At 71.9% G+C, this 23,974-nt stretch carries 22 protein-coding genes; 1 reads left to right on the top strand and 21 read right to left on the bottom strand.

Features of this window, described 5'->3' with window-relative positions:
- Positions 1-91: 91 nt before the first annotated feature.
- The 6 genes from ccsA to VF584_00755 all read right to left on the bottom strand — a co-directional run bounded on the left by ccsA (position 92) and on the right by VF584_00755 (position 7,456).
- Positions 92-910 carry a cytochrome c biogenesis protein CcsA gene (gene ccsA, locus VF584_00780; GenBank protein ID HEX8208688.1) on the bottom strand — a complete coding sequence of 273 codons (819 nt, stop codon included), beginning with the start codon at positions 908-910 and terminating at the stop codon, positions 92-94.
- Positions 911-992: 82 nt separating this feature from the next.
- On the bottom strand, positions 993-2,030 hold the full coding sequence (locus tag VF584_00775; GenBank protein HEX8208687.1) for a LysM peptidoglycan-binding domain-containing protein: 1,038 nt from the start codon (positions 2,028-2,030) through the stop codon (positions 993-995).
- 703 nt (positions 2,031-2,733) lie between these two features.
- Positions 2,734-3,900, bottom strand: coding sequence for a THUMP domain-containing protein (locus VF584_00770; protein HEX8208686.1), 1,167 nt, complete (start codon positions 3,898-3,900; stop codon positions 2,734-2,736).
- A 205-nt stretch (positions 3,901-4,105) separates the two neighbouring features.
- A complete protein-coding gene (locus tag VF584_00765; GenBank protein HEX8208685.1) occupies positions 4,106-5,689 on the bottom strand; it encodes a sigma-54 dependent transcriptional regulator in 1,584 nt (527 codons plus the stop codon).
- 24 nt (positions 5,690-5,713) lie between these two features.
- A complete protein-coding gene (gene gcvT / locus VF584_00760; GenBank protein HEX8208684.1) occupies positions 5,714-6,826 on the bottom strand; it encodes a glycine cleavage system aminomethyltransferase GcvT in 1,113 nt (370 codons plus the stop codon).
- Between the two features lie 258 nt (positions 6,827-7,084).
- Positions 7,085-7,456: a hypothetical protein gene (locus VF584_00755; protein HEX8208683.1), complete on the bottom strand. Its 372-nt coding sequence runs from the start codon at positions 7,454-7,456 to the stop codon at positions 7,085-7,087.
- Between the two features lie 185 nt (positions 7,457-7,641).
- Here VF584_00755 and VF584_00750 point away from each other — a divergent pair, with 185 nt between their 5' ends.
- Positions 7,642-8,196 carry a hypothetical protein gene (locus VF584_00750; protein ID HEX8208682.1) on the top strand — a complete coding sequence of 185 codons (555 nt, stop codon included), beginning with the start codon at positions 7,642-7,644 and terminating at the stop codon, positions 8,194-8,196.
- Positions 8,197-8,249: 53 nt separating this feature from the next.
- Here VF584_00750 and VF584_00745 read toward each other — a convergent pair whose 3' ends face one another.
- From VF584_00745 to VF584_00675, 15 genes are all read right to left on the bottom strand, one after another.
- Positions 8,250-8,648: a hypothetical protein gene (locus VF584_00745; protein ID HEX8208681.1), complete on the bottom strand. Its 399-nt coding sequence runs from the start codon at positions 8,646-8,648 to the stop codon at positions 8,250-8,252.
- A 196-nt stretch (positions 8,649-8,844) separates the two neighbouring features.
- A complete protein-coding gene (locus tag VF584_00740) occupies positions 8,845-9,561 on the bottom strand; it encodes a hypothetical protein (GenBank protein ID HEX8208680.1) in 717 nt (238 codons plus the stop codon).
- A gap of 26 nt (positions 9,562-9,587) precedes the next feature.
- Positions 9,588-9,923, bottom strand: a complete 336-nt coding sequence (locus VF584_00735) for a TfoX/Sxy family protein (GenBank protein ID HEX8208679.1) — start codon at positions 9,921-9,923, stop codon at positions 9,588-9,590.
- A gap of 142 nt (positions 9,924-10,065) precedes the next feature.
- On the bottom strand, positions 10,066-10,566 hold the full coding sequence (locus VF584_00730; protein ID HEX8208678.1) for a hypothetical protein: 501 nt from the start codon (positions 10,564-10,566) through the stop codon (positions 10,066-10,068).
- Positions 10,567-10,717: 151 nt separating this feature from the next.
- Positions 10,718-13,012: a DPP IV N-terminal domain-containing protein gene (locus VF584_00725; protein HEX8208677.1), complete on the bottom strand. Its 2,295-nt coding sequence runs from the start codon at positions 13,010-13,012 to the stop codon at positions 10,718-10,720.
- Positions 13,013-13,123: 111 nt separating this feature from the next.
- Positions 13,124-13,606 carry a DUF2059 domain-containing protein gene (locus tag VF584_00720; protein HEX8208676.1) on the bottom strand — a complete coding sequence of 161 codons (483 nt, stop codon included), beginning with the start codon at positions 13,604-13,606 and terminating at the stop codon, positions 13,124-13,126.
- A gap of 78 nt (positions 13,607-13,684) precedes the next feature.
- On the bottom strand, positions 13,685-14,269 hold the full coding sequence (locus VF584_00715; protein HEX8208675.1) for a hypothetical protein: 585 nt from the start codon (positions 14,267-14,269) through the stop codon (positions 13,685-13,687).
- Between the two features lie 104 nt (positions 14,270-14,373).
- Complete coding sequence (locus tag VF584_00710) at positions 14,374-15,714, bottom strand: erythromycin esterase family protein (protein HEX8208674.1); 1,341 nt, start codon at positions 15,712-15,714, stop codon at positions 14,374-14,376.
- The gene (locus tag VF584_00705) at positions 15,711-16,652 is read right to left on the bottom strand and encodes a ribose-phosphate diphosphokinase (protein HEX8208673.1); all 942 of its coding nucleotides are present in this window, start codon (positions 16,650-16,652) and stop codon (positions 15,711-15,713) included. Before VF584_00705 ends, VF584_00710 begins: the two co-directional genes overlap by 4 nt.
- Before the next feature lie 434 nt (positions 16,653-17,086).
- On the bottom strand, positions 17,087-18,421 hold the full coding sequence (locus tag VF584_00700; protein HEX8208672.1) for a hypothetical protein: 1,335 nt from the start codon (positions 18,419-18,421) through the stop codon (positions 17,087-17,089).
- Between the two features lie 124 nt (positions 18,422-18,545).
- A complete protein-coding gene (locus VF584_00695; GenBank protein HEX8208671.1) occupies positions 18,546-19,625 on the bottom strand; it encodes a glycosyltransferase in 1,080 nt (359 codons plus the stop codon).
- Positions 19,622-20,704: a glycosyltransferase gene (locus VF584_00690; GenBank protein ID HEX8208670.1), complete on the bottom strand. Its 1,083-nt coding sequence runs from the start codon at positions 20,702-20,704 to the stop codon at positions 19,622-19,624. Before VF584_00690 ends, VF584_00695 begins: the two co-directional genes overlap by 4 nt.
- Entirely contained in the window at positions 20,695-21,825 is a 1,131-nt protein-coding gene (locus tag VF584_00685) for a glycosyltransferase (protein HEX8208669.1), read from the bottom strand. The genes VF584_00690 and VF584_00685 overlap by 10 nt, the downstream gene beginning before the upstream one ends.
- Complete coding sequence (locus VF584_00680) at positions 21,822-22,943, bottom strand: glycosyltransferase family 4 protein (GenBank protein HEX8208668.1); 1,122 nt, start codon at positions 22,941-22,943, stop codon at positions 21,822-21,824. The genes VF584_00685 and VF584_00680 overlap by 4 nt, the downstream gene beginning before the upstream one ends.
- Positions 22,940-23,971, bottom strand: coding sequence for a Gfo/Idh/MocA family oxidoreductase (locus tag VF584_00675; protein ID HEX8208667.1), 1,032 nt, complete (start codon positions 23,969-23,971; stop codon positions 22,940-22,942). Before VF584_00675 ends, VF584_00680 begins: the two co-directional genes overlap by 4 nt.
- Positions 23,972-23,974 lie beyond the last annotated feature (3 nt).

Genomic DNA, 23,974 nt, shown 5'->3' with positions numbered 1-23,974 from the left:
CGCGGGAAACCTGCCTTCGCAGGTTGCAGCCGAGACACCAGTCCGCGAAGGCGGACTTCCCGCTCTTGTTGCAGCGGTTTCAACCGCCGGATCACAGGAACCCGCCCGTGTGCGTGGAAGCCCCCACCCGCAGCACCACGTACGAGATCACCACCACCGCGAATCCGACCACCGACACCAGCGCCCCGCGCCGCGCCTGGCGGCTCCCGCCGGCGCGCACCGCGAGCGCCACCACGAACACCAGCCAGCTGATTACCCCCAAGACGATCTTGGGGTTTCCGATGGCCATCGGGTGCTGAAAGCGCTCCGTCCAGGCCCATCCCACCAGCAGCGCGGCGGAAAGGAGCGGGAGGCCGGCCATCAGCGCCAGGCGCCCGATGCGGTCCAGCGTCTCCAGCGGCGGAAAGAAGCGGAAGATGGCCCCGAAGCGACGCCCCTTCAACTCCCGGAACTGCAGGAGGTACATCAGCCCGGCGGCGAACGAGACGGCGAGCGCGGCGTAGCCCAGCATCGCCAGCACCACGTGCAGCACGAACCAGGGGCCGCGGAAGAGCATCGCCTCGCCATCCGGGCGCACGCCGGCGGCCTGCGCGGCCGCGGCGACGGCGGCGGCCACGGGCACCAGCACCAGCCCCAGCGGCCCAGTGCGCCCCAGCGTCGCCACGCCCAGCGAGCCCAGCGCGATCAGGAAGCCGAGCACCGAGAGCGACGGCGCGAGGCCCACCAGCGGCGGCTCGCCGAACTGGCGGATGTACGAGGCCAGCGCCGCCCCGTGCGCCGCCACCGCCAGCCCGAGGGTGGTGGTGGCGACGGCGGGGAGGCGCCGGTCGGTACGCGCGAAGGAGATCCCCAGCAGCGCCGCGGCGAGCGCGTACAGCGCCACGGCTGCCAGGTGCAGGACGTCGGTCATCATATCCCTACAAAGTGCGGGCGCCCTTCCTTTGGGGGAAGGGCGCCGGAACCGCGGGGCAGGCCGGGACCCCCGGCCTGCATCACGGCATCCGTGCCACCCTGCGCACCGGGAGCCCCGGCCGCATCGCCGGCTGCTCGATCGAGGTGATCCTCACCGTCGCGGTGCGATCCATCACCTTCACCACCTGCATGCGCCCCACGCGGATCTCGGGGCGGCTTCCCCAACTGCGCGCCTCGCGCGGAAGGTAGACCTCGAACTCGTCGCCCTCGCGCACCCCGGCCTGACGGCCCACGTCCAGGAAGGCGTACTCCTGCGTGGACACGATGGGGTGCTCCGTCTCCAGCCCCAGGAGCCGCCCCTGCAGCCCCGTCGACGCCACCGGCCGCACACCCGCCGGGACCGAGAAGCGCGCAGCGGGAAGCGCCAAATCGCCCGGGCGAACCTCGCCGAACATGCGGATCACCACCGCCGTCGCCACACCGTCCTCCACGGCGGCCACCGTGGCGATGCCCGTGGACTCCCACACGCGGCCGGCGGGGCGCAGGTCGCGCGCGGGGCGGACGAAGTGGAAGCGGTCGCCCACCTGCGTGCCGCTCCCCGCCGCCATCGCTACGTACACCCGGTCGTACGGTTGGATTCCCGGAAGCCGGTCCAGCGCCACCTCGGTGGGCGAGAGCACCTCCGCCAGCCGGCCCACGGGCCGCACCTCGGCGTCCGGCGCCACGAACGACGCGCGGTAGAAGTCGCCCGGCGTCACCACGGGGTACGGCGCGGTGGAGGCGCCCACGATGGCGCGGTCCTCCGCATCCTCGTCCCGGTAGAACACCGTGCGCCCGTCGCGGGGTCCACTGGGGGCCGCCCCCTCGCGCGCGCCGCCGGGAAGGACGAGCCGCTCGGAAGGATAGATCCTCGCGGGGTCCTGCACCACGTCCGTGTTGAGCCGGAAGATCTCCGGCCACATGAACGGGTCGCTCATGTAGGTGCGCGCCAGCTCCCACAGGGTGTCTCCCTGGCGAACGACGTGCACCCGGTCCTGCTGCGCGGGCTGCTGCTGCTGTGCGGCCAGGGGCGCTGCTGCGGCCAGGCCGGCGATGGCGGCGACGAGTGACGATCTCACGGGACCTCGGGGGGACGGGCGGGGCGAGCGGTGCTTCGCGGGGTCTGCCGGGACGCGACGAGCGCGCCGCGGCTTGGGGCCGGGCGCCGGGGTGCGGCTGGACGTGCGATGTTTGTGGACGGGTACAGAGTAACCCGCCCCCGCTCCCCCCGCAAGCAATTTCGGGAGGCGCCGGGACGGAGGCTTCCGCCCCGGACCCCTCCGCACGATGCCAGCCGTGTGCCGCCGGCCGTGCTTTGTCTCATGTGGCGGCGCGGCATCCGCTTACGACGCGGGCGGGGCGGCGGGAGGCGTGTGGAGGCGTGTGGAGGCGTGCCGGGCGTGCGTGGTTGGGAAAAGTTTGCGCGTGGGTCCGGCGTCGAACCGCACTTCTTGAGCGAAGCGCCTCACCGCCCCAGGCGCCCAACCAGCCTCTGGCGCGGAGCGAAGGAGACGGGCTCTCCCTGTGGGCGCTGTCCCCTCCCGTGTTCGGGAGCCGGTCCAAGCCGTTTGGCTCCGATCACCAAACAGCGGCATCGAACATTGGATGGCTCGGCTCGGACCGGCAGGGCCCGTTTCCTTCGGTCGCCGCCAGGCTTTCTAGCGCTCATGGCGTTGGCGAAGCGGCTCCCTCAGGAAGTGGCGGGGCGGGGGACACGCGCCGTCCTGTGCGTGAGTCCGCGCAGGCGGACTTGGTGCCGTTGTTGCCGCGAGTTCACTCGCCTCACCCCTCGCCCACCCTGCCCACCGCCAGGTGCACGGGGATGCCGCCGTTGCGCGTCTGCAGGGCGTTCTCAAAGGGGACGCCGACCTGCGCGTCGAGGCGGGGTTCGGCGGAGAGGAGGGCCATCGTCCAGCCGGGGGCGCGCTGGCGGGCGGCGTGGCCCAGTGCCGCGTACAGGTTGCGCAGCGCCTCCGTCTCGCCGACGCGAACGCCGTAGGGCGGGTTAGTGACGATCCAGCCAGGGCCCGCGGGAGGGTCGATGGCAGAGACCGGGGCGACCGCGAGCTCCACGTCGGCGAGGACGCCGGCGCGCTCGGCGTTGGCGGTGGCGGCTTCGATGGCGCCGGCGTCGCGGTCGGAGCCCTGGATGGGAGCGGGGGCGGATGGGCGGATGGCGGATTGGGCGCGCTCCACCACGCGCCGCCACGCCACCTCGTCCGCGTCCGGCCACTCTCGGAAGGCGAAGCGGCGCGGCTCCCGGTCCGCGCCCGCCAGCCCCGGCGCGATGTTGCGGGCCATCAGCGCGCCTTCGATGGCGATGGTGCCCGAGCCGCACATGGGGTCGAGGAGCGGGGCATCGCCGGGCCAGCGGCTTCCAAGGAGCGCGGCGGCGGCGAGCGTCTCTCGGAGCGGCGCCCGGGCGACGGCCCGCCGGTAGCCGCGCAGGTGCAGCAGCGCGCCGGACGCATCCGCCCGCACGATGCACCCGTCGCGCACGAAGCGCACTACGAAGAGCTGCGCGTCACCCGCATCCTCGTCGCCCTCGTCGTCGCGTGCCACCTCCGCGCCACCCAGTCCACCGACGCGCCGCTCGATGGCGTCCAGCACCCGCTCCGCGATGGCGCCCTCGTGATAGAGCTTGGATTTGCGCGACGTGACGCGCAGCCGCACCGCGCGCCCCTTCGCCACCCACCGCTCCCACGGGATCTTGCGCGCGTGCCGTTCCAGCTCGAAAAAGGTGCGCGCCCGGAACTCCGCCGCTCCGACGGTGACACGGCTGGCGGTGCGCAGCCAGAGGTTGGCCGTGTACAGCTCCTCCGCGCTCCCCTCCCACGCGACGCCCCCCTGCTCGGGCGCCGCCTGTATGCCCAGCGCGCGCAGCTCCGCCGCCGCCAGCGGCTCAAGCCCGGGCGCGGTTGCGGCGAAGATTGGAAACGGGGCAGTCAACGGAAGAGAGTGCGTGAGTGCGTGAGTGCGTGTGCGGAGAAGACGAACGGCAGTTTCACACAGAGACACAGAGGGTACAGAAAGAACGGCAGGAGAGGTTCTCTGTGGCTTGCAGTTCCCTTCGTGTTCTCTGTGTGATGCTTTTTCTGGTGACCAGTGCGGGGCGGCTCCCGCGACACCGCACCGCACTCACGCACTAACGCACTCACGCACTTTCCCCCGGCTCCATCTCGTACTCCTTCAGCTTCCGATACAGCGTGCGCTCGCCCATGCCGAGCCTCTCCGCGGCGCGGCGGCGGTTGCCGCGGGCTTCGCGCAGGGCTACGGCGATGGCTTCGCGCTCCATGTCCGCCAGCGTCATCCCGCGGCGGAAGACGACGACGCCCTCCTCTTCGTGCGGAATGGGCTCGGGCGGCGCGATGGGGGCGCCCAGGGGGATCACCGGCTGCCCGTACGGCGAGTACCCCGTCGCCGCGGGGAGGGCGATGGCGGGCTGGTCGCGCTTGCGGATCTCCTCCACGTCGCGCCGCAGGTCCTCCAGGTTCATGCGCAGATCGTACAGCGTGCGCAGCACGAACTCCAGCTCCGGCGAGGGCCCGCCGCGGTCGTCGCTCCTCCCGCGCTCCTGCGACACCGGGCGCGGCGCCAGCACCGGGAGGAGGGAGCCCGTGCGCTTGTGGCGCACCTCGGGAGGGATGTCCTCGGGGCGGATCACCCGGCCGGGGGCGAGCACCACCATGCTCTCCACCAAGTTGCGCAGCTCGCGCACGTTCCCGGGCCAGTCGTACTCCACCAGCACGCGCAGCGCCTCCGGATCGATCCCCACGAAGGGACGGTCGTGCTGCGCGCTGAACTCGCGGATGAAGCGGTCGATGAGGCGCGGGATGTCCGCGCGGCGCTGGCGCAGCGGCGGAAGGTCGATGCGCAGGACGTTCAGCCGGTGGTACAGGTCGCGCCGGAACTCGCCCAGCGCCACCTGCTCGCGAAGGTCGCGATTCGTTGCGGCCACCACCCGCACATCCACCCGGATCGACTCCTCGCCGCCGACGCGCCTGAACTCGCGCTCTTCGAGGACGCGCAGGAGCTTGGTCTGCGTCGCCTGCGGCATCTCCCCCATTTCGTCCAGGAAGATGGTGCCGCCGTTGGCCAGCTCGAACAGCCCCTTGCGTAGCGCCGCCGCACCGGTGAACGCGCCCTTTTCGTGGCCGAAGAGCTCGCTCTCCAGCAGCGTCTCGGTGAGCGCGGCGACGTTGACGGCGATGAACGGCCGGTGCCTGCGCGGAGAGAGCGCGTGGATGCCGCGGGCGACCAGCTCCTTACCCGTCCCGCTCTCTCCGAGGATCAACACGGTGGAGTTGACGGGGGCGATCTGGACGATGCGCTCCAGCACCTCCTCCATCTCCTCCGTCTCGCCCACGATGCCGATGATCTCGCGCAGCTCCTCGCGCTGGATCAGGCGGCGGCCGATGAGCGCCACCTCGTCCACGTCGATCGGCTTGGGGAAGCAGTCGGCCAGTCCCAGCTCGCGGCAGACGGCGCGGCCGGTGGGCTCCGTGGGCTCGGTGAGGCCGATGACGGGCGCACGGCCGCGCGCCTGCTGGATCAGCGAACGCGCACGCCGCTCCCGCAGCCCGCCGGTGATGACGAGCAGGACCGGCTCGCCGACGGCGTCGGCGAGCGATTCGCCGGAGGCCAGCAGCTCGGTGCGCATCCCCGCCTCTTCGAAGGCGGCGCGCAGCCGGACCGCGGGCTCCAGGTCTTCGGTGGTGATCAGGACCGCGTCGGCCACCGGATCACCCGTGGCGAGCGTTCGTCACGTGCGGACCGTCCCCCCGGTATGGAAGGGGGGGCGCACCACCTCGGCGGGCACCGCGCGGTCGCGGATGACGATCCCGATCTCCGACCCCGGCTTCGCCGCCGCGACGGGGACGTACGCCAGCCCCACGCCGTAGCCGAGCGTGGGACTCAGCGTGCCGCTGGTGACCTCTCCAGTGCGCTCCCCGTTGAACTCCACCGGGTACCCGTGGCGCGGGAATCCACGCTCGCGAAGCTTGAAGCCCGCGAGGCGCACCTTCACCCCCTCCTCCTTCTGGCGGCGGAGGGCGTCGCGCCCGACGAAGTCGCCCTTGTCCAGCTTGGTGACCCAGGCGAGCCCTGCCTCGAGCGGCGTGCGCGCCTCGTCCAGGTCGTTGCCGTAGAGGGCGTACCCCATCTCCAGCCGCAGCGAGTCGCGGCACCCGAGGCCGGTGGGAAGCAGGCCGTCCTCCTTCCCCACCTCCAGCAGCCGCCTCCAGAGCGCCGCCGCGTCGTCCGCGCCCACGTACAACTCGAAGCCGTCCTCGCCGGTGTAGCCGGTGCGCGAGATGATCATGGGGATACCGTCCACCGTCCCCTCGGCGAAGCGGTAGTAGCGGATCGAGTCCAGGTCGTGGTCCGTCAGCCGCGCGAGGATCGCCTGCGCGCGCGGGCCCTGCAGCGCGAGCAGCGCGATGTCGTCGCTCCGGTCCTCCAGCTCCACCCCGAAGTCACCCGCGAAGCGCGACACCCACGCCCAGTCCTTTTCGCGGTTCGAGCCGTTCACCACCAGCATGTAGCGGTCGGCGAATCGGTAGACGAGGAGGTCGTCCAGCAGGAAGCCGTTCTCGTTGCAGAGGGTGGAGTACTGCGCCTGTCCCACCTCGATCCTGGACGCGTCGTTGGTGGTGACGTGCTGCACGAACTCCAGGGCGCGCTCTCCGCGGACGATGAACTCGCCCATGTGCGACACGTCGAAGAGCCCCGCGGCGTTGCGGACCGCCTGGTGCTCGGCGGTGATGCCGGCCGGGTACTGCACGGGCATCTCGTACCCCGCGAACGGGACGATCTTGGCGTTGAGGGCGACGTGCTCCGCGTACAGCGGCGTGCGGTGCAGGGTGGCTTCGGCCATCGTAGTGCGCTGGTCTGAGGGTCTCGACACGGACGCGGAAAAGGTAACACACGGCGCGAACCGGCGCGAGAACGGGGCCCTCACCCCCGGCTCGTTACACTCGCCTGCCGCGAACAGCGGTCCCTGGTAGGGGCGGCCCCACGTGGCCGCCCGTGCCCAACCCCGCACCGCCGCCCGTCCCGCCCCCGCGACATCAGCCCGCCTCGACACCTGTCGCGGCGGGCCATCCCCATCCCCCATCCCCCATCCCCCCACCGTTCACCCCGGCCTCTCCCCCAACCACGGCGGCACCGGGGTCCCGTGCGCCTCGTACAGCTCCCGAAGCGTCCCCACCAGCTCGCGAAGGGTGCGCTCGCGGCGGTCCGGCGGGAGGTCGCGCACCAGGGTGCCCAGGGCCACCGCGACGCTATCCGCGGAAAGCTCCGAATGAGACTGGGTGCCTTCGCGGTACCACCACTCCACCAGCTTGCGGCGGGTGTTGGAGTACGGCATCCCGCCCGCGATGAACTTCTCCAGCCCCGAGGGGCTCATCCCGACCTGCCGCGCCACCGCCCGCAACGAGGTCGCGTGCACCCGGATCGCGACGCTTTCCCGCAGGCGGTCGATGCTGGTGGGGAGCGTTTCATCCATGGCGGTTCGCGGTGCGGGTGGACGGAATGGACAGCAGAAACGTATCCGGCGGGCGCGCCCGGCACAAGCCATTTTCAGGTGCGACAGGTGGCGCGTGTGGGGCGCTCCAAAAACACGGTAGACGGACACGCATCAGGCGCGTTAAACTGCGCCGCAAGCCACAACACCTGAACAGAGTGAACGCCATGGATCCAGCGCCCGAAGGCGGCCCCGGAGCGGAGCCTCCGCCAGCCGACCGCGCAGCGACCGCCGCCATCGAGCGAGGACTGCGCGCCGTCCTGCGCTGGGTGGACGAGGGAGCGGCGGGGGTGGACCCGGGCGCTATGGCGGAGTGGGAGCGGGAGCTTCTCCTGGGAAGCTGGGATCCCGGGGCGCGGCTTCCCCTCGCCGTGCTGGCGCGCGAGCTGGCCGAAGCGGACGGGCCGGAGCCCGAGCGCGTGGCGTGGGCGTGCCTGTGCGTGACCGAATGGGCGCTGGAGAGCGGCGCGGTGGCGGCGGGGCTCGCGTTCGCAGAGGCCGCGGCGCGCGCCTGGCCGGACCAGGGACGCTACGCCTGGGCCGCGGGAAGGCTCCTGCGCGCGCACGGCAGGGAGGAGGAGGCCGAGACGTGGCTGCGCCGCGCAGCGCAGCTCGCCGGGCGCGCCGGCGACTGGGAGGGGCAGGCGCGTTCGCTCGTCGAGCTGGTCAGGCCCTGGCAGGAGGGGGCGGCGCGGGATGGGCACGAGGAGGCGGCCCTTTGAGGGGGTGCGAAGGGGCGGCGCGGCGGCGGGCACGGGCGCGATGAATCGCGCTCCTACGGGGAATCGGCCGCGTAGCTCCGGCGGAGCTCCGTCAGCCATTCGGGCGGCGTGGTCCCGCCCCGGCTGCAGTGGCGATGAAGGACCTCCACCAGCTCCGCGGCCGCGGCGTCGCGGCGGGCGACGGGGAGGTGTTTGGTGAGCAGGTCCAGCGCGGCGGCCGCCGTTTCGAAGGTGAGGTCGGTCTGCTGGCGCCCGGCCTCGCGCACGTACCACTCGGCCAGCTTGCGCGCCGTCTTGACGTACGGGTCCGCGCCGTCCAGGAAGCCGCGCAGCCCGGTGGGGCTCATCCCGATGTCGCGGGCCGCCTGGCGGAGCGAGGTCGAGTCGACGAAGAGCCGCGCCGCTTCGCGCAGGGTGTCCAGGGACGCAGCATCCCTCGGGGGCGCGGTCAAGCGCCGGCCCCCGTTTCGGCCGCGCGGTGCGCGGTCCGTCCATTTTCGATTCGGTTACACTGGGTAGACTATCCCCTGCGCGCGCGCTCCACAAGCCCTTAATTGCGGGCCAATGCGGCGCCATCCGTGCGCCGCCCGCCCGCGCCCGCCGCCGGGAGGCGCGGGCGCGCGGGAAAGGCTGTCCCGTAGTGGCGCGCTACTGGGTGGGGCGGGTACCCGCGTGATTGCGCGCGAGCACCAGCAGGTCCTGAAGACGCTCGTCGCGCCGGCTGCCGGCGCTGGGGATGCGCCTGGACGCGAGCGTGTCCGTGCCCGGCTGAAGCGCTTCGCCGTAGAGGAGGTCGCCCGTCTCGGTGACGATATAGCGCCCGATCTCCCCCGACTCGGACTGCAGCTGGATGACGGTGGCGCCGACCAGGCCAAGGACGGAGACGGTAAGACGGTCCCAGCGGTCGGAGTACGGGCGGAACACGGCCAGGGGCACTCCCTGCGTCCCCTCCGGGATGGTGCGCAGCGTGGGGATCAGGTGCTCGTCCATCCCCTGGTCCGCGATCGCCCAGCGCGTGTTCCGCGGGATGGGGACCGTCGCGGTGCGCGCGCCCGAGACCTGCAGCCGGGTGCCGCGACGCTGCACCTGGAGGGCGATGGCGGTGTCCGGGGTCGTCCAGAGCACGGTGTAGCGGCGCGGGAGGTCCTCGTCGAACTCGCTGCGGGCGGTCCCCTGCAGCCCGTCGGCGCGCTCCAGGCCGCTCTCGATGCCTTCGCGCGAGCGGGCGACGGTGTGGGTGAGCAGCACCTTCTCCCCCGCCATGGTGACGGAGGTGTCGCCCAGCGGGAGCGAACGGTGCGCGGGGGCCTGCGCGGCGAGCGCGGCGGGGAGGGCCAGCAGGGCCAGCGCGAGAGGGATACGCATGAGAGGGGGCCTCACGGGGGTTTCGGCTACCGCTTGCGGCGCTTTCGCCGCGCGACGTCCAGCGCCTTGTGTACCCAGGGGCGGAGCCGGTCCGGCTCTTCCAGCAGCTCGGCGGGAAGCTCGTAGTACTGCATCACGTGCGTGTCGTCGCCGAACGGGCGGAACGGGCCCATGCCGGCGGCTTCGAAGTCCGCGCGGTTGGTGTCGTCCACCTTGAGGTACACGGAGTCATCATCCAGCAGCGCAAAGAACAGTCCGCCGGAATATACCCCTACCCCGCCGAACATGCTGCGTGCCGTCACGGGCTCCACGCGCCCGAGCTGCTCAAGCACGTACTCCCGGTACTCCGCGGATACGGGCATCGGTTTTCGGGTGAAGAGCGAATGTGCAAGCCCGCAACAGAAGCCTCACACAGAGACGCAGAGAGAAACTGAAAGGCACAGAGAATACCTTCTGCTTTTCTCTCTGTTTCTCTGTGGCTCTGTGTGAGACCAGCCGTACTTGCTACCGCGCCGCGGGCACGGACCAGTAGAACGCGCGGAGGGTGCGCGGGTCGATGGCGACGTAGCCCCGGTCGCGGGGATCGTCGACGCGGTGGACGCGGATCTGCTTGCTTTGGCCGCTCTGCAGGGTGCGGGGACTGATCGGCCACCATTCGCTCCACCCCGGCGTCGGCAGGGGGATGCGCTTGACCTCCGCCGTGTCGATGCGCGGCATCGCGGCGGCGATCGCTTCCAGAGAGGCGGAATCGGCGGAGAAGCGGACGAAGCGGCGGCCCACCCCGTGTCGCTCGTAGATGTCCGTGGCGGTCGGTGGGAGGAAGGCCGGGACCCACTCGCCCGCGTCGGCGGCGCCGCGTGCGGCCACGGCGGTGGGGTAGCGACGCTCCGGCTCGATGCGGTCGCGACAGGCCCACGGCAGCGTCGCGACGCAGGCGAGGACCACCACTACGGCGATCGTGATCGGGAGGTGATTCCTGCGTCGGGGCTGCGCCTGCTGGTCCATCCGGAGCTGTCGGTGCGGGGAGTCGGTGTGTGTCGCGAAGATAGCCGCGGTGGCGGGGAGGCGCGAGTGGCGGAACGGTAGGGATGAGGGATGAGCGGGACGCGGTTGCAGTTCCCCATCCCCCATCCCTCATCCCCAATCCCTTCGGTGTTCAGCGGCCCAGACGGCCGATCTGGTATTCGCGCGGGGGCTCGGCGCCCATCAGGTTGCGGACGAAGTAGTCCCAGCGGCGGCGCATCATGTAGCCGCTGTCCGCGCCGTAGCCGTGGCGCGCGTTGGGGAAGATGACCAGGTCGAAGTCCTTGTTGGCCTTCACCAGCGCGTCCACCACCAGGTACGTGTTGTACGGCGGCACGTTGTCGTCCATCCCGCCGTGGGCCAGCATCAGCTTGCCACGCAGGTTGGCGGCGTGCGTCTGGGTGGCCTCGTTGGCGTAGTTGTCCGTGGTGCCCGTGCGCACCAGCATGCCGTGGTAGCGCTCGCCCCAGTCGTCCTCGTAGTTGCGGTTGTCGTGGTTGCCGGACTCGGAGATCCCCACCTTGAAGAACTCCGGGTGCCGGAACATGGCCGCAGCCGTCGCGTAGCCGCCGCCCGAGTGGCCCCAGATCCCCGCCCGGTCGATGTCGATGAAGGGGTAGCGCCGCGCCAGCTCGCGCATTCCCGCGATCTGGTCCGGGAGGGTGTTGTCGATCATCCGGCCGTAGTAGGCGTCCGCGAAGGCCTTGCTACGCCCCGGCGTCCCCATCCCGTCGATGGCCACCACCACGAAGCCCAGCTCGGCCAGTGCCTGGTGGTCGCTGCGGGATGGCATGAAGCTGCGCGGCCCCACGCTCCCCACCTGCGGGCCCGGGTAGATGTAGTTGACGATCGGGTACTTCCGGGTCGAGTCCAGGGCGGCCGGCGTGAACATCAGTCCGTAGATGTCCGTCTGGCCGTCGCGCGCCTTCATGCGGATGCGCGTGGGCGGCCGCCAGCCCGTCGCCACCAGGCGCGACACGTCGGCGCGCTCGAGCTGCCGCACCACGCGGCCGTTCATGTCGCGCACCACGGTGACGGGGGGCGTGTCCGGCGTGGAGTACGTGTCCACGATGAAGCGCCCATCCGCTGACATGGAGACGGTGTGGTGCGCGTCTTCGGGGGTGAGGAGCGTCTGCCCGCGGCCGTCGAAGCCGATGCGGTAGAGCTGCTGGAAGTAGGGATCGCGCCCCGCCTCCCTGCCCTGCGCGGTGAAGTAGATGGTGCGGGCGCGCTCGTCCACGCGCACGATGTCCATCACGTTCCCCTCGCCGGTGGTGATGGCGTTCTTGAGGCGGCCCGTGTTCAGGTCGTACAGGTAGAGCCTCGTCCATCCCTCGCGCTGCGACCACCAGATCAGCTCGTTGGTCCCTGGGACGATGCGCCACAGGTTCTCGGTGAACGACGCGTCGCCCACCTGCGTCTGCGAGCGCTCCTCGAACAGGGTGCGCACCTCGCCCGTGCGGGCGTCCGCCACGCGCACCCAGGCCGTCTTGTGGTCGCGCGAGCTGCTGACGAAGGCGACTTTGGAGCCGTCCGGGTACCATTGCAGGTCGCAAACGGTGCCGCCGCTGCACTGCGTGTGGTCGGAGACGGTGGAGCGGTGCTGGTCGGCCGGCATCTGGAAGCGCACCACGCGCGGGCGGGCGGCGTCGGCCACGTTCACCACCACGCGGTGGATGCGGAAGATGACGCTGTCGCCCGGGAGCGGGTACTTCCACGCCTCCAGCCGCGGCTCACCGACGTTGGTGGACACCAGGTACATGTCGCTCACCCCGCGCGCGTCGTGCTGGAAGGTGGCGATCTGCCGCGAGTCGGGCGACCAGGTGAGCACCGGGTCGTCGCCGTGCACCCAGCCGGCGTTGTTGGTGGCGTAGCCGAACTCCTTGCTGCCGTCTGTGGTGAGCTGCGTCTCGCGCCCGCTGGCGAGGTCCTTGACCCACAGGTTGAAGTCGCGGATGAAGGCCGCCATGCGCCCGTCCGGCGACAGGCTGGCGTCGTCGGGCGTGGCGGCGGCGCGCGCGCAGGTGTACGCCTGCAGGTCGCAGGTGAGGCGTCCCCCGCGCACGAACACCGTGGCGCGGCGCCCATCTTCCGTTAGATCGAGCACCACGGGGAGCTGGCCGGCGGGGATCTCGCCCCCCGCCGTCCCCAGCGCCGGCGTCAGCCGCGCGGGGTCGAACAGCGGCTCGCGCGTGCCGCGGGCCGGGTCCACCATGAAGTACCGCGCGCCCTCAGGCGTGTTGGAGCGGTACCAGAAGCGACCGTCCGCCGTCCAGGTGGGCGGCCCGGCCGTCCCGGTCACCAGCGGCGTGGTGTGGGCGGCGAGCCGGCGCTCGGCGCGCGCGTAGTCTTCGGCGGTGAGCTGGCGCGGCTGCTGCGCCGCGGCCGGCACGGCGAGCAGAAGCAGGGCAAGAGCGTGAATGCGCATGTGTCCCGTGTGGCTAGGTACGTTGTGTCGAGCCCCCGTATTCTCGTTCGCGGAGCCCCCGCTGACTACCCCCCATTCCCCATTCCCCAATCCCCATTCCCCGCGGTTCCCCTACTCCGGATTCCGCGGCGGCGCCTGCCCCTTTGCACGCGCACGGGCGACGATGGCGTCCGTCAGCTCGCGGGCGTGCGGACGCAGCCGGTCCTGCGTGATGCGCCGCACCTCGCCCACGAGCTGGCTCTGCACGCGCAGCGACTTCTGGCCGACCGGCGTGCGGTAGAAGGCGGCGAGCTGCCGCGCCTCCGCCTCGGTGTAGGTGCGCGCGTAGGCCCGGATGAAGTCTTCCTTAAGCTCCGGCCAGCGCAGGTAGCGGCGCGCGTGCGCCAGCATCAGGGGCTGGTACTCCGCCAGGGCCGGGTTGCGCGTGGTGGCGGCGCGGATCTCGGCTTCGACGCCGGCCGTCATCTCGCGCTCGGCGCCGAGGGCGGCGAACAGCTCCTCGATGGCCGCGCGGTGCGATGCCGCCACCTGCGCCGCGGCCGGGCGCGCGGCGCAGGCGAGCAGGAGGACGGCCATCCACAGCTGCTTCTTCACCACGGTTCCCCGCAAGGTGCGTGAAAGAGAAAACCCCCGGCGCCGTACCGCAAAGGGGCGCCGGGGGTTCCGTTGGCGTCAGCCGCGGGCGCGCTCCAGCAGGAGCATCATCAGCAGGCCGAGCACCGCCACTCCCTCTTCCTCGGGGGTGAGATCGACCGCCTTTTCGATGCTGAAGACGCCCTGGAGGAAGGCGGGCTGCTTGATCAGCCGCAGCGCCAGCGTCCCGTCCGGCCGGGTGACGTTGTACTTCGGGTTGAAGAAGTAGCCGGTGAAGATCCCGATCACGGGAATCTGGCCGACGAGCCCGTCGATCACCTTCACCCACGCGTTGTCCTCGCGGACGTCGAACACCGTGCCGCCATCGCGGCCGATCTCGTAGTGCAGCTTCCACAGCGAGCGCATCCCCTTCCCCTGCAGGAATCCGATCTCGGTGCCCGCCGCGTCGCGCATGGTGTAGCGGGCCTTGATGTCGATCATCCGGTCCGCCTGCACGGTGTAGAGGAGGTTCTGCTGCGCCTCGTCGCCAAAGATGCTGACCGCCTCCTTCAGCTTCATCAACTTCTGCTTCACGTACAGCTGGAGCTGGCCGTCCGAATCGCGCACGTAGATCTGGGGCGCCAGCGCGATCTTCTTGAATGAGATGCTGAGGGGGAAACGCATTGCCTCTCCGGAGTGGGGGTGGGGATCGCGCCGCGGGGGCGCGCACGTGCAGCGGATTGAAAGTGCGTGCTGGGGCCGCGCCACGCAACGACGGCGCGGCCCCGCTACAGCCCGGTGGGGTAGGTGTCGGGCGCCGCCTCGCGCCGAGGCCAGCCGGCGGGCGGGTCGAGCGGCTCCACGGCGCGCGTCTCGTCCCAGTGCACCACGGCGTCGAACTGGTCGGGGAGGACGGCCTCGAAGTAGTGGCTGATCCGCTCCGTCTGCGGCGCGTAGATCACCCCGATCGCCCGCTCCAGCCGCGGCTCGGCGAGGGCTTCGCGCGCGGCGCCGTCGCGGAGCGGAAGGTAGAAGCTGGGGATGCCGGTGGCGTGGAAGACCGCCTCGTAGCTATCCGGCAGCGACGGGCGGACGCGCTTGTGCTCCACCGGCGCATCCCAGTCCGACGCCGCGGCCACGGTGCCGGTGTGCGTGGTGAAGCCCAGGAGGAAGGCCTCGTCGCCGCGCCGCTCGCGCACGAGCTGGCCCACCGTCCACTCCCCCTCGGCACCCATCTGCGTGGCGCGCGCGTCGCCGATGTGCGAGTTGTGCTCCCAGACGACCGCCTTCGTGGGGCCATCGCCGGCGCGGTCGAAGTGCGCGAGGAGGGCGTCCAGCGTGTCCGCCATGTGGCAGTCGCGCAGGTTCCAAGACGAATCACGCCGCGAGAACATGGAGCGGTAGTACTCTTCCGCGTTCTTGACCAGGCGGGCGTTCTGCTCGGCGTAGAAGAGCTCGTCCTCGGGGACGCCCACGCCGGTGGCGGCACCCAGGCGGCGCATGTCCACCAGCTGCTGCAGGGCGTGGTCCTGGCAGCTCTGCGAGATGCGCATCTGCGCCGTGTAGCCGTACGCCTGCGGGTCCTCGCCGAAGTGCTCGAAGCAGCCGTAGCGGTAGCGCGCGCGCTGCGCGGCCTCGGGATCGGTCTCGTCCAGGTAGCGCAGGACCTCCGATATCGAGGTGTACATCGAGTACAGGTCCAGCCCGTAGAAGCCCACGCGCCGCCGCCCCTCGCCCAGCTCGTCGTTGTACTCGCGCAGCCAGCCCACCAGCGACAGGATCTCTGCGTTGCGCCACATCCAGGTTGGGAAGCGCTGGAAGTCGCCGAGCGCGGCATTGGCGCTGGTGTCCTCGCTCGCGCCGCGGATCCAGCGGTTGACGCGGTAGGCGTCCGGCCAGTCCGCCTCCGCCGCGACCACGGTGAAGCCCTTCTCGGTGATCAGCCGCTGGGTGATGCGGGCGCGCTCGCGGTAGAACTCGTGCGTGCCGTGCGTCGCCTCGCCCAGCAGCACGACGCGCGCGTCGCCGATCTGCTCGAAGAGGGCGTCGTAGTCGTGCGCGTGCCCTTCCAGCGGCTGCGCCTCCGCGCGGACGGCGTCCGCGATGCGCTGCACGTCGTTGCTGCTCATGATAACTCCTCGTATGACTTCACCGACTCGCCCGCCGCGCGGCGGATCCCCTCGGCCAGGAGCGGCGCCAGCGTGACGGTGCGCACCCGCATGCCATCCACGCCGCGCGCGGGGACGGAATCGGTGAGCACGATCTCTTCCACGCCGTGCGCAGCCATGCGCTGGACGGCATCGCCCATCAGCAGCCCGTGCGTGGCGGCCACCACGATCGGCCCGCTGGCCCCCGCGCCGCGCAGCGCCTCCGCGCTTTCCACGATGGTGCCGCCGGTGGAGATCATGTCGTCCACGATGAGGCACGCGCGCCCGCGCACGTCGCCCACGATGTGGGTGACGCGCGTGCGGGTGCCGCTCTCGCGATGCTTGTTGAGGACGGCGAGCGGCAGCCCCAGCCGCTCCGCGAACTCGGACGCCGTCTTCACCCGCCCCGCGTCCGGCGACACCACCGTCGTCCCCTCCGGCAGCCGCCCGCGCAGCGCATCGCACAGCAGCCCGACGGCCGACAGCGTGTCCATGGGGATGCGAAAGAACCCCTCCATCTGCGCCGAGTGGATGTCGACGGTGAGGACCTGGCTGATCCCCGCCGCCTCCATCAGCGCCGCCACGAGGCTGGCGGTGACGGGCTCGCGGCGGCCTTCGCGCTTGTCCGCCCGAGCGTAGCCGAAGTACGGCACCACCGCGATCACCCGCGCGGCTGCGGAGCGGCGGCAGGCGTCCGCGAAGGAGAGGAGCTCCATCAGGTGGTCGTTGACGGGCGGCGCCGTCGCCTGCAGCACGAACACCTCGCGCCGCCTCACCGACCGCCCGAGCCGCACCGAAAGCTCGCCGTCCGGAAAGCGCTCCACCGTGCACGGCGCGAGCGGAATCCCCAGCTCCCGCGCCACGGCCTGGGCCAGCGCGGGGTTGGCGGTGCCGCCGAACAGGATCGCGTCTTCCGTCACCTTGCTCCGGGAAGCGGGTGGGTGGTCGTGCGTCTGGGTGGCGGCGGGAGTGCACGCGGTGTGCCGGGGAAAAGGCCCCCTCCCCCCGGCCCCCTCCCCCGCCTGCGGGGGCGCAGGGCGGGCGAGGGGGAGAACTCCGCGCGGTTCGCGCAGATCCGTAGGGGCGCGATTTATCGCGCCCTCCCTCCTCCGCACCTCGACCGCTGCTCGACACACGCATCTGGTAGGGGCACACCTGCGTGTCTGCCCACCCTTGCCCCGGCCCGACCTCCGGCTTGGCGAACCGATCCCGTAGGGGCCGCCCCACGTGGCTGCCCGTGCCTTCGCCCGCGCCACCGCTTGCCACCCGCGCGGATCCATGCCCACGGCCCTCCCCAAGTTGTTTTTGGGGGAGGGGCAGCGAGGAACGAGCGGGGAGGGGGCCCACCCCCCGCCTACTTCCCCGTGCTCTCCCGCCGCGCGAGCTGCGCGCCCGACCTGCACTCCTCCACGAACGCGGCCTCGGCGGCGGCGCAGGCGCGCTCGCGCTCGGGGAGGGCGGCGTAGAGGGCGGTGGTCTGCTCGCCGATGGCGCGGTAGCAGGTGCGCTTGGCGGCCTCGCCCGGAACGACGCGGCAGAACGCCAGGCCGTCCTTGGGGTCGGACGTGACGTCGATGCGGTTCTTGACGGTGCCGATCACGCACCACGGAACCCGGGCCTCCGGCGCCTGGCCGCAGAGCTCGACGGCGCGGGCGTTGTCGCCGCGCGAATAGGCGGCGGCGTCGCGGCCCAGGCTCACGAAGCAGGCGCGCTGGTGCCGCTCCGGAGCGCGCTCGCACTGCCTTCCGGCCTCCGCGAAGTTGGCGCGGTTGGCGGCGAGGATGGCGGAGGTCTGCATCAGGTAGCACGAGCTGCGGTGCTGCTCCGCCACGATCGTGCAGGGGTAGAGCGGCTCCTCCGGGTCCAGCGCCTTGAACGGCTCGTGCTGCATGGCGCCATGGTCGTGCCCCGCCGCGGCCTGGCCGTGCCCCGCGTGCCCGCCGCTCGCCGGCTGTCCGTGACCTGTGTGCCCGCCCGCGGCGATCTGCGTGGTGGAGGTGTGGTGCGGGCGCGTGGCGTTGACCACGTTCTCCATGAAGGCGCCGCCCCAGCACCCGCTCCGCTCCGCCATGTCCTTGAGGATGTCGCATGCCTCCAGCGCGCGGATCAGGTGATGGCCGTGAATCGCCATCAGCCCGTGCCCCGCCCCGTGCGCGCACTGGAACTGGAGCCAGCGCCCCTGCGGCGACCGATGCTCCGCGCAGAGCGCGTTGAGGCGCTCGGGCGTCACGCCGCCCGCGCCCGCATCCGCGAAGTACGCCTGGATCACCCCATGGTAGCATCCCGACTGGAAGGCCGGCGTGCACTTCACGAACGTCTGGCTCACCGTCGCCGCGTCCGTGTACGCCGCGATGCCGATGCCGTGCGCGTACACGTGCGTGTCGCGCGCCACATCCGCGTCCTGTGCGACGACGCGCTCCAGCGCGGCCATCGCCTTGTCCACCCCGGCCGGCTTGATGGTGGAGATGAGCGCCTCCTCGAAGCACGCCTGCTTGGCCGCACCCGCCCCGCGGCACCCCCTCAGCGCCCACGCCGCGATCGAGTCGGGCGACGAAGTCCGGTCCCACGTCGCGGGCGCAAGCCGAGGTGCCGCGGCCGTGGCGGGCGCGGGGGTGCGCGCCCCGGCACACCCGGCGAGGAGCATCAATGCCGCGGCAAGGGTGGCTGCACGGAAGCGATTGGGTGACATGGCGATCACGGGGTTGAGGTGAGAGAAACCATCACACAGAGGGCACGGAGGGGAGCAGAAAGCCGCAGAGAAGCCCTTTCCGTTCAGCTTTCCGTACCCTCTGTGTCTCTGTGTGAGGCGCTGTTCATCGGATGCCCGCCGGCGCACCGACCAGCGCCTCCAGCTCCGCCGCACGGTGCTCGGCGGTGTGCTCCGCCAGGATGCGCTCCCGCGCCGCGTGCCCGATCGCGCGCCGGTCGTCCTCGTGCGTCCGTGCGACGATGTCCGCCACCTCCGCGGTCGTTTGCGGGAGGAGGATTTCGCGGCCGGGGGTGAAGAACGCCTCGATTCCCGGCCACCTGTCGGAGATCATCGCCGCGCCGCACGCGGCGGCCTCGAAGAGCCGCACCGAAGGCGACCACCCCGCCGCAACCATGTCCGCGCGGGTGGCGTTGAGCTGCCAGGCCGCGCTGCTGTAGAACGCCGGGTGCTGCGCCGGGCCCAGGTGGTGGATGTGGCGCACGTTGGCCGGCCAGCGGATGCCGTCCGGATACTGCGGCCCCGCCACCACGAAGCGCCGCTCCGGCAGGCGCCGCGCCACGTCCACCAGGAAACGGTCGAGCACCGGCTGCCGGTCCGCCGCGTAGGTGCCCATGTACGCCAGGTCGCACGCCAGCGCCGGGTCCACGGGCGTGGGGCGGTAGCGGGCCTCGTCCACGGAGCAGTACAGCGGGCGCGCCTCGCGGGCCCCGAGCTCCCCCTCCAGCACCTCGTGCAGAAAGGGACCGCCCGTGAACGACAGGTAGCGCGTGAAGAGCGGCACCTGATCCGCGCGCAGGTACTCCGCGCCGCCGGTGCGCAGCGCGGCCACGGTCACCGGCGTGTCGATGTCGTAGAAGAAGAGGGGATCGACGCCCGCGCTGGCAAGGGCGTCGATCACCCGCGGCCCCTCGTTGACGTACGAGCCCACGATCACCGCGTCCGCGTCACGAGCCTCCGCGACGGCGTCGGCGGCGACGTCGTCCCAGGTGGGGTAGAGGACGAGGCGGCAGTACGACGGGTCCGGGTGGTCGCGGTTCTCGCCGCCGTACCAGGGCGCGTCCCACTCGTAGAACACCACCTCGTGCCCGCGCGCCGCGAAGGCCCGCAGCAGCGCGCGGTAGGTGGTGGCGTGCCCGTTCCCCCAGCTGGAGGAGATCGACAGGCCGAAGACGACGAGCTTCATGCCGCGCTCCCGACGGGTGCCCTCAGGATGGAGTCCAGCAGTGCCGCGCGCTGGCCGTAGGTGTGCGCTTCGATCGCGCGCCTCCGTGCCGCCTCGCCGATCCGCCGCGCCTCGTCGTCGCCAGTTGAGCGCACCAGCGCCGCCACCTCTTCCGCGCTGGCGGCGACCAGGATCTCGTCGCCCGGCGCAAAGAACTCGTCGATGCCCACCCATGCGTCCGTCACCTGGCACGCGGCGGCGCCGGCTGCCTCGAACATGCGCGTCGCGGGGGAGAAGCCGTTCTGTACCATGCTGTCGCGGTGCACGTTGAGCACCAGGCGCGCGGCCGCGTTCACCTCGTTGTGGCGCGCGGTGGGGACGTGGCCCAGGTACTCGACGTTGGCGGGCATCCCGCGGTCGCCCCACCCCTCGCCGCCCAGGGCGAAGCGCGCCTCCGGGCACAGTGAGGCGGCGCGAAAGAAGAACTCGTTCACGCGCGCCTCGCGGTCCGGCAGGCGGTTCCCCATGAAGAGGAGGTCCCACTTCGGCGCACCGTCGCGCGGCAGGGGGCGGTGCTCCTCTGGGTCCAGGCCGTTGTAGATGGGGGTGCACGCGCGGGCGCCCCACCGCTCGTACTCCGCCACCACCGGCGGTCCCCCGCCGTAGGTGAGGATGTGATCGTAACGCGGAATGTGCGCGCGGAAGGGGTCAGCCGCGTCCGCCGCGATGCGCCCCAGCGTGGCCGGCGCGTCCACGTCCAGAAAGGCCGTCATCACCTCGCCGCCGGCGCGCGCGGCGACGGCTGCCTCCAATTCAGCGTCCCAGACGCCCACTCCGCTACACTTGATCACCCACTCGCTGTCCGCGAACGCGCGCTCCATCAGCTCATCGCGCTCGTCCTCGGTGCGGTAGACGATGACGCGGGCGTAAGACGGGTCCACCGCCAGGTCGCGGTTCTGCTGGCGGCCGTAGGCGTCCGGCTCGCAGAAGGTGATGCGGTGGCCGCGCTCGTGGAGGGCGCGCAGGAGGCCCCGGTAGTACGTCGCCGCGCCGTTCCAGTACGACGATACGAGCGACGATCCGAAGAAGGTCAGATGCATGCGGTTCCGGCGGTTGGGCGAGTTCCGGCGCTGCCCGCGGCGCCGAGTGTTTCCACCACGTGCAGCAGCTCGTCCGCGCGGTGGTCGCAGGTGTGGCGGGCGAGGATCGTCTCCAGCCCGCGCTCCGCCTGCCGGCGCGCCTCGTCCTCGCCGCGCACCAGGCGCAGGAGGGTGGCCTCCATCTCGGCGGGCGTCTCCGCGACGGCGTAGTCGCCGGGGCGGAAGAGACCCTCGGCGTCGCTCCATGGCGCGCAGACGAGCGGGATGCCGCACGCGAGCGCCTCGAAAACGCGGATGGTGGGGATCCCCGCCAGCGCCTCCACGTACGCGCGCCGCGGCACGTGCAGCGTGGCGCGCGCGGAGGAGAATGCTTCCGGCACCTGGAGCGAGGGCGCCCATCCGCGAAACTCCACCCCGGCTTCTCTCAGCTCCTTCAGGGCATACTCCGGGTAGCGGACGCCGTGCGCCGTCCAGCGCAGGTCTCGGTTTCGCGCGGCGGGCGCCAGCCAGAAGTCGCGCAGCTCCTGCGTGCGCTCCTCGTCGCCCCAGTTGCCGATCCAAACCACGTCCTGCGTCTTCGGCACGTCCAGCGGGCGGAAGCGGACGGTGTCGGCGGCCTCGTGCAGCGTCCACGCGCGCTCCACGCCGAAGCGGTCGCGATACACCTCGCGCAGCACGTCGCCGAAGGCCAGCACGCCGTCGAACGCCGCCAGGTCGAAACGGGCAATCGCTTCGGGCTGGCTCCAGGGCCGGTGGTGCGTGTCGTGGAAGAGTACGAGCGCTCCCGCTCGCCGAGCGGCCGCCGGGATGGCGTTGGCGACCTCCGGATCGTTCCACTCGTGCACCAGCACCACGTCCGCTCCGGCGACGGCCTCGTCCAGCGCGGGCGCGGCGGGGTCGTACGAGCGCACCTCGATCTCCGGGTACGCGCGGGCGAACTCCACCACCGGCCCAACGCCGTGGTCTGCCAGGAGGTTCTCCAGCGACCAGGCGCCGCGCGGCTCGTACGAGATCACCGTGTGCCCGCGCCGCGCCAGCGAGCTCATCAGCCCGCGCAGGAAGTGCGCGTTGCCGTGGTTCCAGTCCGAGACGGCGCTGTGTACGAAGAAGACGAATCTCATGGAGCGGCTGCGGTGGCGGCCTGCGCGCGGTCGCGGACGGCGTGGCGCTGCGCGAGCTGCCGGTACAATGCGATGTACTCCTCGGCCATGCGGCCGCTGGTGTAGCGGCGGAGCGCACGCTTGCGCGCACCTTCCGCCAGCCGCGCCACCCGCGCCGGGTCGTCGCGCAGCCCGCGGAGCGCCACGGCCAGCGCCTCCGCGTCTCCGGGCGGCACGAACTCCGCGCACCCGTGCCACAGCTCGCGAAAGGTGCCGATGTCGCTCAGCACCAGCGCGCAGCCGTGCAGCGCGGCCTCCAGCGGCGCCAGCCCGAACGGCTCGTAGCGCGAGGGCGCCACGTACACGGAGGCGCGCCGCATCCACTCGTCCACCTCCGACCGCTCCACGCGGCCGTGCGCACGCAGGTGGCGCGGCTCGTAGCGGTCGCCGTGCGGCGACATCGTCTCGCCCAGCACGTGGACGGCCGGGAAGGCCGCGCCCAGCAGCCCGGCGGCGGCGTCCAGCGTGTCCACTCCCTTGCCGCGGTCCCACAGCCGCCCCACGCTGAGCGCGCAGAACTCGGTGCGCGGCCGCGGATCGTCGCCGGCGGCGAGCTCCACGCCGTTGTAGATGACGCGCGCCCCCCGCACGTCGTAGTGGCGCACGAGGAGGGTGGCCTGGTACTGGGTGGGCGTCACCACCGCGTCCGCGGCGAGGAGCCCTTCGCGCACCCACTCCGCGTACTGCCCCCACTCGTCCATCGGCGCGTCGCCGCCCAGCACGTGCGTCCACCAGGAGAGCACGTCGCTGTGCACCGCCGCCACGACGGGCACGGAGAAGCCGAACGCCGCGTACGCCATCTGGTTGAGGTGCACCACGTCCGCGTTCCACACCTCGGCCAGCCCGCGCAGCCAGCCGGCGGCGGCGCGCACGTCGTCGCCCGCGCCGGGCATCCACTCCAGCTTGTAGGGGCGCGAGGTGACCTGGACGCCCGCGGAGAGGTGCGCCAGCCGCTCGTCGCGCACCTCGCCCAGCGCGGCGACCAGCACGTCGTGCCCCGCCGCGCTCAGCTCGCACGCCAGCGTCACCGTGTGGTCCCACACCCCGCCGAGTGTGTCGGTCGTGAGGAGTATCTTCATCGACCGTAAATGCGGTCGAGCACGGCCGCCACGTCCACCAGCCGCTCGCTGGCCGCATCGAAGCGCTCCCCCGCCGCCAGCCGCCGCGCCCAATCCACTCCCGCGCGCCCGCCCCACTCGTCCGGCGGCGTCGCGAGCGTTTCGCGGGAGGTGCCGTGGAAGAGCTCGGCGGTGAAGTCGAAGAAGGAGCCGTTCACGTTGCGGAGCGCCGCGCCGCCGCCCGTGCCGTAGAAGTCGGCCGCGATCACCGCGTCCTGGCCGGCCGAAAGGCGCCAGGAGCAGGCCAGCCGCACCGCCGTACCGTCCTGGAGCCCGATGGAGGCGACTGCGTAGTCCTCCACCTGCTTCGCCGCGTCCCGCAGCGGCTCGCCGCCCGCGAAGAGCTTCCCATCCACCGAATCGACGGCCGGGAAGCCGAGGGTCCAGAGCGCCAGGTCCACCAGGTGCACCCCCAGATCCATCACGCACCCGCCGCCGGAGAGAGCGGGATCGTAGAACCAGGGCTTGTCCGGGCCGTACGCGTTGTGGAAGGTCAGGTCCACCGCGTACACCCGCCCCAGCTCGCCCCCCTCGATCCGCTCGCGGATGTGGCGCATCCCCTCGGTGAAGCGATACGACAGGTCGACGGAGAGGAGCCGGTCAGCGGACCGCGCCGCATCCACCACGCGCCGCACCTCGTCCGCCGTGCGCCCGAGCGGCTTCTGGCAGAACACCGCGACGCCTGCTTCGAGGGCGCGGATCGACTGCTCGGCGTGCAGCGCGCTCGGCGTGGCGATGACGATCCCATCCAGCCCCATCTCCAGCAGCGCATCGAGTCCGTCCGCCACCTCGGCGTCCGGGGCGGTCTCGCGCGCCGCCGCCGTCATCTCCGGCGACGGATCGGAGACGGCAGCCACCGTGCCGAAGCCGGCGCGCGCGATGGCCTCCATGCGGTGCCGGCCAATCCAGCCGACACCCAGGAATCCCAAGCGGGGAGTGCGTGAGTGCGTAAGTGCGTCAGTGCGTTCTTCGAGCAGCGCGTCGGTCACTGA

This window comes from Longimicrobium sp. (assembly GCA_036389135.1).
Classification (GTDB): Bacteria; Gemmatimonadota; Gemmatimonadetes; order Longimicrobiales; family Longimicrobiaceae; genus Longimicrobium.
Note: the sequence above shows the minus strand (reverse complement) of the source record. Positions and strands in the feature narration are given on the sequence as shown.